This is a genomic window from Streptomyces sp. PA03-1a (assembly GCF_033792805.1).
Taxonomy (GTDB): domain Bacteria; phylum Actinomycetota; class Actinomycetes; order Streptomycetales; family Streptomycetaceae; genus Actinacidiphila.
The window spans coordinates 17050-27706 of record NZ_JARAVO010000116.1 but is presented as its reverse complement, the minus strand read 5'-3'; the positions used below and the strand labels follow the sequence as shown (position 1 = coordinate 27706).

6 protein-coding genes are annotated in these 10657 nt (G+C 75.3%); 3 read left to right on the top strand and 3 right to left on the bottom strand.

Annotation, left to right across the window (positions count from 1 at the left end; genetic code table 11):
- The first annotated feature begins 8 nt into the window (after positions 1–8).
- The 3 genes from pdxR (at position 9) to PV341_RS25040 (ending at position 3665) form a co-directional block, all read left to right on the top strand.
- Entirely contained in the window at positions 9–1457 is a 1449-nt protein-coding gene (gene pdxR / locus PV341_RS25050; RefSeq protein ID WP_500359018.1) for a MocR-like pyridoxine biosynthesis transcription factor PdxR, read from the top strand.
- A 157-nt stretch (positions 1458–1614) separates the two neighbouring features.
- Positions 1615–2853, top strand: a complete 1239-nt coding sequence (locus PV341_RS25045) for an MFS transporter (RefSeq protein WP_500331193.1) — start codon at positions 1615–1617, stop codon at positions 2851–2853.
- 50 nt (positions 2854–2903) lie between these two features.
- A complete protein-coding gene (locus tag PV341_RS25040) occupies positions 2904–3665 on the top strand; it encodes an N-acetyltransferase (RefSeq protein WP_500331191.1) in 762 nt (253 codons plus the stop codon).
- Here the strand turns inward: PV341_RS25040 and PV341_RS25035 are convergent.
- From PV341_RS25035 to PV341_RS25025, 3 genes are all read right to left on the bottom strand, one after another.
- Positions 3662–5503 carry a glycoside hydrolase family 15 protein gene (locus PV341_RS25035; RefSeq protein WP_500331190.1) on the bottom strand — a complete coding sequence of 614 codons (1842 nt, stop codon included), beginning with the start codon at positions 5501–5503 and terminating at the stop codon, positions 3662–3664. The genes PV341_RS25040 and PV341_RS25035 overlap by 4 nt on opposite strands.
- A 165-nt stretch (positions 5504–5668) precedes the next feature.
- A complete protein-coding gene (locus PV341_RS25030; protein WP_500359016.1) occupies positions 5669–8593 on the bottom strand; it encodes a tetratricopeptide repeat protein in 2925 nt (974 codons plus the stop codon).
- Positions 8590–10428, bottom strand: coding sequence for an HSP90 family protein (locus tag PV341_RS25025; RefSeq protein WP_500324921.1), 1839 nt, complete (start codon positions 10426–10428; stop codon positions 8590–8592). The genes PV341_RS25030 and PV341_RS25025 overlap by 4 nt, the downstream gene beginning before the upstream one ends.
- Between the last annotated feature and the right edge of the window lie 229 nt (positions 10429–10657).

Genomic DNA, 10657 nt, shown 5'->3' with positions numbered 1-10657 from the left:
AAAGGGGCCTGGGGGGTGGGGAGCATGGGGGCGGCGGAGGCGGCGGTCCGTGGACGGCCGCATGGGAGTTGCTGCTGCCGACGGCCGCCGCGCCCGCCCGGCGACGCGGCCGGGTGCTCCAGGCGGCGCTGCGCGAGGCCGTCCGCACGGGGCGGCTCGCCGCGGGCACGCCGCTGCCGTCGAGCCGTGAACTGGCCGCGGATCTGGGGGTGTCACGGGGGCTGGTCACGGACGCGTACGCGCAGCTCACGGCAGAGGGGTACCTGCTGAGCCGGCAGGGTGCGGGAACGTGGGTGGCCGGCGCCGTGGCGCGGCCCGTCGCCACGGTGCCGGACGGGGCCGCCGTGGACGAGCGGGGCGGTCCGGCGGACTTCCGTCCCGGAGTGCCGGACCTGGCGCTGTTCCCCCGGGCGGCATGGGCGGCGGCGCACCGGCGGGTGCTCGGGCGGCTGCCGGACCTGGCGCTGGGCTATCCCGATCCGCGCGGGCTGCCGGAACTGCGCGGCGCGCTCGCCGACCTGCTGGCCCGCCGGCGCGGGGTGGCGGCAGGACCGGGGCGGCTCGTGGTGTGCTCAGGTGTCTCGCAGGCGCTGACCCTGCTGGGGCTGGTGCTCGCCGGGCGCGGTGTGCGGTCGGTGGCGGTGGAGGACCCGGGCAGCCCGGAGCAGGCGGCGCTGTTCGCGGCCGTGGGCCTGACGGCGGTGCCGGTCCCGGTGGACGCGGACGGGCTCGACCCGGTGGCGCTCGCGGCGTCCGGCGTCCGGGCGGCGGTGGTGACGCCGTCCCACCAGTTCCCCACGGGGACGGCCTGTCCGCCGCGGCGGCGGGCCGCACTGCTGGAGTGGGCGCGGCGCGTGGACGGCCTGCTGGTCGAGGACGACTACGACGGCGACTTCCGTTACGACCGGGCCCCGGTCGGCGCGCTGCAGGGGCTGGCCCCCGACCGTGTGGCCTACGCCGGGTCGGTCAGCAAGACGCTGGCACCGGGCCTGCGGCTGGGCTGGCTGGTGGCGCCGCCGGACGTCGCGGAGGAGGCGGCCGCGCGGAAGCGGACGATGGACCTGGGCAATCCGGTGACGGAGCAGGCGGTGCTCGCCGAGTTCGTCCGCTCCGGTCGGTACGACCGTCATCTGCGGCGCTGCCAGCGGCGGTACCGGGAGCGCCGGAACGTCCTCGTGCGGGCGTTGGAGCGGCACTTCCCCGGCGCGGAGGTGTCGGGGATCGCGGCCGGCCTGCACGTCGTGGCCACGCTGCCCGAACGCCACGGCCCCGAGCCGGCGTTCCTGGCGCGGGCGGCACGGGCCGGGGTGACGCTGCGGCCGCTGTCGTCGTACACCGCCGGGACCGGCGCGGGGCAGGCGGAGGAGGACGGCCTGGTACGGCTCGTGCTCGGCTACGCGCACCTGTCGACGGGCGACATCGAGACCTGTGTGCGTGTGCTCCGCGCGAGCGTTTGATCTCGATTCGGCAACAGCAGGTTTGAGCGGGGAATACCCCCTTATCGCCGAGCCTCGTTGCTTGATACACATGGTTCCGCGCGTTCCTGTCCGTCGATGGGCGCACTCCCCCCACCTGCTCGCCGTGCCTTCGGCCGTCCCTCACCCAGGAACGCCCATGTCTTCGCGGACCGCGCCCTCGCGCGCCCTGCTGCCGCTCGTCGCGCTCTTCTGCGCCGGCTACCTCGCGCCGTACCTCATGCCGACCGTCGTCGGCCGTCTCACCACCGGTCTCGCCCTGAGCGGTTCCCAGGCCGGGGCGGTCGGCAGCACGCTGCTGCTCGGCTCGGCCTGCGCCGGGTTCACGCTGGCCTCGCGGGTCGACCGGATCGGCCGGGCGCGGCTGGCCCGGTACGGCCTGCTGCTGATCGCGAGCGGCTTCACGACGGCCGCGGCCACCGGCCACGTGCCCCTGGTGGTCCTCGGCTGCGTCGCCGGCGGCTTCGGGTCCGGTACGTCGACCGCGGTGGCCGCCGTCGGCATCGCCGGTGAACGGGAGCCCCACCGGGTCACGGTGCTCGCGCTGCTGACCACCTCGGCGACGGCCGGGGCGCTGTACCTCGTCCTGCCGCGGCTCGGCGGGGGCCACGCCCTGCCGTTCGCGGCCATCGCCGCGACCGCCCTGCTCGTCCTCCCGCTGACCCGGCGGCTGCCCGCGCGGCCGTGCCCGCGGACCACGGCCGTGGCGCGGCACACCGGGCTGCCGCTGCCGCACCCGGGCGCCGGGAGCGTGCTCGCGGCGTCGATGCTGTGCTGGTCACTGGCCCAGAACGCGCTGTGGGGGGTGAGCGGACGCATCGGGCTGGACCGCGTGGGCCTGTCGGAGGCCGCGGTGGGCATGGTGTTCGCGGTCGCCCTCGGGGGCGGGCTGCTCGGCGTCGTGGCCGCGGGGGCCCTCGGGACCCGCATCGGGCGCGCGGTGCCCGTCGGCCTGGGCACGGTCGTGATCGCCGTGTGCGTGGCGGCCAGCGCCTCGGCCCGCGGCGCGGTCGCCTTCGCGGTCGGCGAGGTGCTGTGGAACACCGTCCACCCGGTGGTGCTCTCGTACCTGATCGGCCTGGCCGCCGCGCTCGACCCGCGCGGCCGCTGGGCGGTGTACGCCGGTTCCGCGTCCTCGCTCGGGGTGGCCTGCGGACCGCTGACCGGCGCACTGCTCGGCGCCCGGCTGGGCTTCCCGGTGATGGGCGCCGTCCTGGGCTGCCTGCTGCTCCTCGCCGCCGTACCGCTCACCGCGGTGGGCCGGGGCGCCGGTTCCGGGACCTGGGGCCGGGGCGCCGTGGCGGCCGGCCGTCGCGCCGCCGCCGCGGTCGTGGCCCGCTCGGACGTGGCCCGCTCGGACGTGAGCCGGGCGGCCTGAGGGGAAATCGGGATGCCGGGGCGGTGGCGCGTCTGGCAGGGTGCCACCTCGTGAACGACGACATCGGCACCCTCCGCATCACCCCGCTCGCCGAGCGCCCCGCCCTGGTCCCCCGGCTCTGGGAGATCACCGGGAACTGGCCGGCCTTCGTCCCCCAGGACCCGGTCGCCGGGGCCCTGTTGCACCGGGTCGCCGAGGACTTCCCGCGGTACTGCGTCGTCGCCACCGACGGCGACCGCGTCGTGGCGCGCGGGTTCGCCGTCCCCTTCGACGCCACCCGCGAGGGCCGCGAGGAGACGCCCGACCAGGGCTGGGACCGCGTCCTGATGTGGGCGTACGGCGACCTGCGCGACGGGCGTCCGGCGACGGCCGTCAGCGCGCTGGAGATCACCATCGACACCGGGTACCTGGGGCGCGGCCTGTCGCACCGCATGGTGGCCGCGCTGCGCGACACCGCACGGGACCTGGGCCACGACGCGCTGCTCGCCCCGGTCCGGCCCACGGCCAAGCACCTGCGTCCACGGCTCCCCATGACCGAGTACGTCGGCCTGCTGCGCGAGGACGGGCTCCCCGAGGACCCCTGGCTGCGGGTGCACGTCAGGGCGGGCGGCGTCGTCGTCAAGGTCGCGCCGGCCTCCATGACGGTCAGCGGGACGCTGGCCCAGTGGCGGCGCTGGACGGGGCTCCCCTTCGACCGCGACGGCGCCGTCGAGGTGCCCGGCGCCCTGGTCCCCGTGCACTGCGACACCGCGCACGACCACGCCGTGTACGTGGAGCCCAACGTGTGGGTCAGGCACGGAACGGGCGGTTAGCCCAGCGCCCGGTCCAGGTTGAAGGCGGCGCTGATCAGGGCCAGGTGCGTGAAGGCCTGCGGGAAGTTGCCGCGCAGTTCGCCGGCGCGGTCGATCTCCTCGGCGTACAGGCCGAGGTGGTTGCCGTACGTGAGCATCTTCTCGAAGGCCAGGCGCGCCTCGTCCTCGCGCCCGGCACGGGTGAGGGCCTCGACGTACCAGAAGGAGCAGATGGAGAAGGTGCCCTCGTCGCCGGGCAGGCCGTCCGGGCTCGACAGGGGGTCGTAGCGGTAGACCAGGGAGTCGGAGACGAGGTCCTTGCCGAGGGCGTCGAGCGTCGAGAGCCACTTGGGGTCGGTCGGCGAGATGAACTTGGACAGCGGCATCATCAGCACCGACGCGTCCAGCACGTCCTCGCCCTCGCTCTGGGTGAACGCGCCGCGCGCCTGCGACCAGCCGTTCCTCATGATCCGCCGGTAGATGGCGTCGCGGGCGCCGTACCAGCGCTCGCGGTTGGCGGGCAGGCCGCGGTGGTTCGCCATGCGGATGCCGCGCTCGATCGCCACCCAGCACATCACCCGCGAGTACAGGAAGTTCTTGCGGCCGCCGCGGGTCTCCCAGATGCCCTCGTCGGGCTGGTCCCAGTTGTCGCAGACCCAGTCCACGAGTTCGCAGACGGTGTCCCAGTGGCTGCTGGAGATCGGCTTGCCCCACTTGTCGTACAGGTACAGGGAGTCGATGAGCTCACCGTAGATGTCCAGCTGGAGTTGGTGGACGGCGTTGTTGCCCACCCGGACCGGTGCGGAACCCGCGTACCCCTCCAGGTGGTCCAGCTCCCGTTCGGGCAGCTCGGAGCGGCCGTCGATGCCGTACATGATCTGCAGCGGGCCGGCGGTGCAGCGGGGTCCCCCCATGCAGATGCGGTCCGACAGGAAGTTCATGAAGGCCTCGGCCTCGTCGGTGAAGCCCAGCCGGAGCAGCGCGTAGACGCAGAAGGCCGCGTCGCGGATCCAGACGTAGCGGTAGTCCCAGTTGCGCTCCCCGCCGATGCGCTCGGGCAGGCTGGTGGTGGGCGCGGCGATGATGGCGCCGGTCGGCGCGTAGGTGAGCAGCTTGAGGGTCAGCGCGGACCGGTGCACCATCTCGCGCCAGCGTCCGCGGTACCTCGACTGGGAGAGCCAGTGGCGCCAGTAGCGCACGGTCTTCTCGAACTGGTCCTCCGCCTCGGTCAGCGGGCAGCCGCGGGGGCCGACACCGTCGCCGACCTGGTCCAGGGCGAAGACGGCGGTCTCGCCCTCGGAAAGCTTGAACTCGGCCCACACGTCCCGGCCGTCGTTCTCCAGCGGCACCGAGCAGGTGAGGGCGAGGGTCTGGGCCGGGGTGGCGAAGAGCGCCTGCATCCCGTTCATGTGGACGGTGTGCGGCACGCTGCCGTACTCGAAGCGCGGCGCCACCCGCATCCGGAACGGCAGCACGCCCCGCACGCAGACCACGCGGCGGATCAGGCGGTGCCGGTCGGCCTCGTGGGAGTCGTCGACCACCGGCATGAAGTCCTGCACCTCGCCCATGCCGTCCTCGGCGAAGAACCGGGTGATCAGCACGTTGGTGTCCGGGAAGTAGAACTGCTTGGTGCGCGCGGGCACGTCCGCGGCCAGCTCGAAGCTGCCGCCCCGGTCGGCGTCGAGGATCGAGGCGAAGATGCTGGGGGCGTCGAAGCGCCCGGAGCAGTACCAGTCGATGGTGCCGTTCGTGCCGACGAGCGCGGCGCTGCGCAGGTCGCCGATGAGCCCGTGGGCGGCGATCGGCAGGTACCGGCCGTCGGCCGGTGGGAACTCGGGCCGGAGGGCTTCGGCTGTCACGGTGGCCTCCTCGCGTACCGGGAAGCGGCAAAAGCCACCATTCAGACTAACCCTCCATGGCCTGCTCCTTCTCGGTCGGGACCGTGCCGGCGGCCGGGCCTACGCCTGCCCGGCCTGTGCCTGCCCGGCCTGCGCTTCCCCGGCGTGTGCCTCTCCGCCCTCCGCCTACTCCGGTCCGGCGGACCGCTCGCCGACGTATTCGAGGACGGAGCACGCCTCGGCCCGCCGCTGCCGGGCGACCTCGTCCTCCTGGCCGCCCTCCTCGCCCTCGTACAGGGCGATCACGGCCCGGGCGCGCTCCGCGGCCGCGGTGTGCCGTCCCAGATCGGCCTCGAGCCAGGCGGCCATCAGCTGGGCCGCGCTGCGCGCGGGACCCGGTTCGAAGACGGCGACCGCACGCTCGGCGCAGGCCAGGCCCTCCTCGTACGCGGCGCGCGCCGAGCCGTCCGTGTCGCCCTCGCCGGGCTCGCCGGGGCAGGCGCGGACGACCAGTTCGCCGGTCTGCCGGTGGGTCCCCGCCAGTTCGGCGCGCAGGTGCGCCGCGGCGTCCCCGTCACCGGCCGCCGTCGCCGCTGCCAGCGCCTCCTCGGCCACCGCGACGGCCTCGGCCATCACCGAGCGGCCCACGGCGAGACCGCCCTGGCCGTCGTGGAGGGCGAGCCAGGCCCGGGCGCGCAGCGAGCGGACGAGGGGGACGGGACGCTCCAGGGCACGCCAGAGGTCACCGGCGCGGGTGTACGCCTGTGCGGCCTCGCCGGCCAGCCCGGCCCGTTCCAGGCAGTCGGCGGCGAGGTTCGCCAGGACGGCGTGGTCCTGCTGCTCCTCCCAGCCCTGAGCGATCTCCGCGGCCAGCAGGAACTGCTCGGCGGCGGCGCGCGGCTCGTCCAGGTCGCGCAGTGCGTCCCCCAGCCACCAGCGGGCCTGGACGACGCGCCCGTCGTGGTGGGCGCGCACCAGGTCGGGCAGGGCGGTCTCCAGGACGGTGGCCGCCTCGGCGGACCTGTCCTCGCGCAGCAACGCCCCGCCGAGCACGAGCCGTGCCCAGGCGCCGAGCTCCTCGGACATGTCGCCCTCGTCGGCCCAGTGGGCGCCCTCCAGGGCGTGGTCGGCGGCCTCGGCGTCGGCGCCGCGCTCGGCGAGCGCGGCGGCGAGCACGGTGTGCAGGTGGGCCCGGTGCACGGGGCCCAGGACCGCGGCGCCGTCCTCCAGCGCGGCGCGGGCGGACCGCTCCGCGCTGGTGTGGTCGTCCTTCTGGAGGGAGAGGTCGGCGAGGAGCGCCTCGGGTTCTGCGGCGTGCCACGGGGTTCCGGCCTCGTGGTGGAGGCGCGCGGCCCGCGCGAAGAGCTCGGCGGAGGTCGCGACGTCGCCGCGCGCGGCGGTGTGCCGGGCGTGCAGCGCGATCGCGTCGGCGAGCCGTCCGGCCATCCGGTCCTCGTCGCGGTGCTCCTCGGCGAAGGCGATGACCCGCAGCAGTTCCGCCTCGCCCTCGGCGCCGGGCGGCCGGACGTGGAGCCGGGCCAGCCAGGCCCCGGTGAGCTGGCGGGCGGTGGCCCGGCCGGTGCCGTGCAGCTCGCGCAGGGCATCGACGGCCGCGTCGAGCGCGGTCAGGGCCTGGCCGCTCTGTTCCGCGACGGCCACCGCGTAGGCGGCGCGGGCACGGCAGGCCGCGGCCTCGCCGGGCTTGCCGGCCGCCTCGAACAGCCCGGCGGCGGTGTCGAAGAGCGGTACGGCGGTGCCGGGGTCGGTGAAGGCGTCGATGCCGGCGTGGTCGGCGATCTCGGCGCGGGACAGGTCGTCCAGGGCGGTGCCGGTGCTGTCCGCGGCACGGCCCGCGGTGGCCCATACGGCGCCCGCGCCGGGGTGCTGGGCGGCGCTGAGCCTGCGGGCCTCGGCGAGCAGCGCGGGGACGTCCTCGGCGCCCGCGGGCACGGCGGCCGGTGCGGGCTGCGGGCGGGCGGGCGCGGTCAGGCGCTGCCGGGCCCGGACGCCCAGCGGGAGCCGCTCCACGAGGGGCTCGGCGCCGAGGCGCTCGCGCATGCGGCGGCTGACGGCGTCGTTGCCGTTGCGGGCGTCGAAGCGCGCGGCGACCGCGGCGGCCTCGCGCTCGGCGTGGGCGAGCAGCGTGCGGGCGGTCCACTCGGTGCCGGCCGGGCCGGGGACGCCGCGGTCGGCGTGGCCGAGGGCGAGCAGGCGGCGCATCAGGAGCGCGGTGACGACCAGGTGGTCCATGAGCGTGTCGGGGTCGCCGGTGTCGGTGAAGTACGCGGGGTGCTCGGCGAGGATCTCCAGGGCCCGTGCCTCGTTGCCGGTCAGGGCGCAGAACTCGACGTGGGAGGAGACGGCGCCGCGCATGCTCTCCATGGAGCGCACCAGGCGGTGGCCGCGCAGGTGGTGGGCGCGTGCCTCCTCGAGCCGGCCGAGCCGGACCAGCGGCAGCAGCGAGGACGCCAGCACGTTGTGCGGTTCGTGGGCGCAGGTGTACTGCCCCGTCAGGACCGGCTCCCAGGTGCTCAGCGCCTCGTCGTCACGGCCGCGTTCCACCTGCCAGCTGCCCTGGCCGTGGAGTTCGCAGGCGTGGCAGTCGGCCATGCCGTCGCGGTCGGCGGCGAGCCATGCGGCGTGGGCGGCCTCGGCGCGGGCGGTGTCACCGACGTGCCGGGCGATGCGGAACTCGCCCTGGCGGACGGCGCGTTCGGAGTGACCGGCGAGGCGGTAGCGGTGCTCCATCTCGCGGTGCCACTTCTCGATGGAGGCGAGCGGGACGTCGGGCTGGTCGAGCATGCCGTTGGCCACCCACTTGAAGATCCAGTGCAGGTGGTGGGTGTTCGCGCCGTCGAAGTCCCCGGGCCGCTCGTCCCACATGCGCAGCAGGCGGGCGAAGGGCACGAAGAACTTGTCCTTCTCGCTGCTGTAGGCGTAGGCGTTGGCGAGGTTGAACAGGGCCTCGAGGAGCAGCGGGGTGTCCCCGGTGGCCTCGGCCTCGGCGACGAGCCGCTCCGCGCCGGCGTTGCGGGCGCGGCCCTCGGGCTCCTCCCGGTTGTGGTGCAGGGCGCGGCGTACGGTCTCGGCCGCCGGGTCCTGGGTGCTCATCGGCCGTCCTCCTGTTCGGCGTCGGCGGGCTTGCCGGCGGGGCTGTCGGCGGTCTGCGCCGCCCACTGCAGCAGGCCGAGGAAAGCGCGGTTGAGGAGCGCGGAGTCGGCGGGGCGCAGCGGGCGCTGGGCCATCAGCAGGGCCTGGCCGTACAGCGCCTCGGCGGCGGTGCCGACGAGTTCGGGGTCGGTGAACCCGCTGATCCGCCGGACCAGCGGGTTGAGGTGGTTCAGGACGAGCCGGGCGCGCGGGGCGCCGCCGCGCAGGGAGCCGAGGATGCCCGCCCACAGCTCGTCGGCCTGCTCCTCCTCCTCGGCGCGGGCGCGTTCGTGGCGGGCGGCCCGGTCGTCCAGGTGCAGCGCGGGGACGGTGATCGGGTGGAAGGTGCGCAGCGACACGTCGCAGCCGAGCGGGTCGAGCCTGGCGCGGGCCGCGGCGAGGAAGCCGGACAGGGCGAGTTCCTCGGCAGGGTCGACGGGGTCGAGGTGCGCGGTCACGGTGTCCGCGTCGAGTTCGGCGACGGCGGTGCCGGGACGCACGGTCGGCAGCAGCTCGACCAGGTCGGCGTCGTAGGTGTAGCCGCCGTTGACGACGCCGATGCCCTGCGCGGAGGCGATCGCGGCGACCTGCCGGTACTCCTCGACGGTGCGGGTGAAGTGGACGACGGGGTGGCGGCGGGCGAACTCCTCGAGCGACAGCTGCCCGTCGGTGGTCTCGAACGGCAGCCACGGCAGCATCGTGCGGAGCATCCCGGCGTCGTGCCGGGCGAGCGACTTGACGCCGAGGTGGTGGACGGCGAGGAACTGGGCGAGCCGTTCCCGGTCGCCCGCGGCAAGTTCGGTCAGCCAGCCGCGGATGCGCTCGCCGAGGGCCTCGCGGACGGCGGCGAGCGTCTCGTCGGCGTACAGGCTCTCCCGGGACGCGGTGGGACGCAGACTGTCGGTGTCGATCACGCAGCGGACGAAGAAGGCCCACTCCGGCAGGAGTTCGTCGGCCCGGTCGGTGAGCAGCATGCCCTTGAGGTGGACGCGGTGCCCGGCGCGCTGGGCGGGGCTGACCGCGGCGGGCAGGACGTAGCCGACGCCGCGCACGCCCGCGAGGGGGACGTCGAGGTCGATGACGTCGAGCGGGGTGAAGCCGAACTGCTCGTGGCAGTGCCGGGCGAGCGCGACCCGGCGGGCCGCCTGCCCGGGGTGCGGGCGCTCCCAGACCGGCGGGCGCTCGGTGACGGGCGTGTCGCCGACCCGCACGTCGTACGGCAGCAGGGACCCGAAGTCCTTGGCGAGGGCGAGCACACGCTCCTCGGCGAGCCACTCCCCGGCGCCCGGCCGGGCGGTCAGGTGGACGGTCGTACCGGGCTCGGGGTGGTCCTGCCGCGGCAGCGTGCGGACGGTGTACGAGCCGTCGTCACGGGCGGTCCACTCGACCGGCGGGGCGTCCGGGGTACGGGCGGACCGGCTGACGACGCGGATCTCCGCTGCGACGACGAAGCAGGCGAGCAGCCCGATGCCGAACTGGCCGAGGAACTCCGAGCGGGCGCTCTCCAGCCCGTCGCGCTTGGAGCTGCGTCCGATGGTGGCGAGCAGCTCGTGCACGTCGGACTCGGTGAGGCCGACGCCGGTGTCCGTCACGCGCAGCCGGCCGCCCTCGGCGTGCAGGAGCACCCGGGCGGGGGCGTCGGGCTGTTCGGCCCGGCGGGCGGTGATCGCGTCGACGCCGTTCTGCAGCAGTTCGCGCAGGTAGACCTTGGGGCTGGAGTAGAGGTGGTGGGAGAGGAGGTCCACCAGGCCGCGCAGGTCGACCTGGAAGGCGTGCGGTGTCTGATCTGCAGTCATCGTGGGGGCGCCGGTGCGTTCCCGGGGAGGGAGGACGGGGCGCGGGTAGGGCGATCGGGTGATCGCGGCCGCCGGATTCGGGACATCGTATGGCGGCGGAGCCCGTGGTTACCAGGGGGTTTCGCCGCACGCGACTCACGTGGGGGCGCACGGAGCGGGTGGGCGCCGCCGTACGGCGCGGGGCGGTTGTTCACTGGGCGTTCGGATCGACGGCACGCGGCGCGAGTAG

Bases quoted from the DNA above. Each gene is read 5' to 3' on its own strand.
- PV341_RS25045 (WP_500331193.1), top strand. From the start codon at position 1,615: ATGTCTTCGCGGACCGCGCCCTCGCGCGCCCTGCTGCCGCTCGTCGCG.
- PV341_RS25030 (WP_500359016.1), bottom strand. From the start codon at position 8,593: ATGAGCACCCAGGACCCGGCGGCCGAGACCGTACGCCGCGCCCTGCAC.
- PV341_RS25025 (WP_500324921.1), bottom strand. From the start codon at position 10,428: ATGACTGCAGATCAGACACCGCACGCCTTCCAGGTCGACCTGCGCGGC.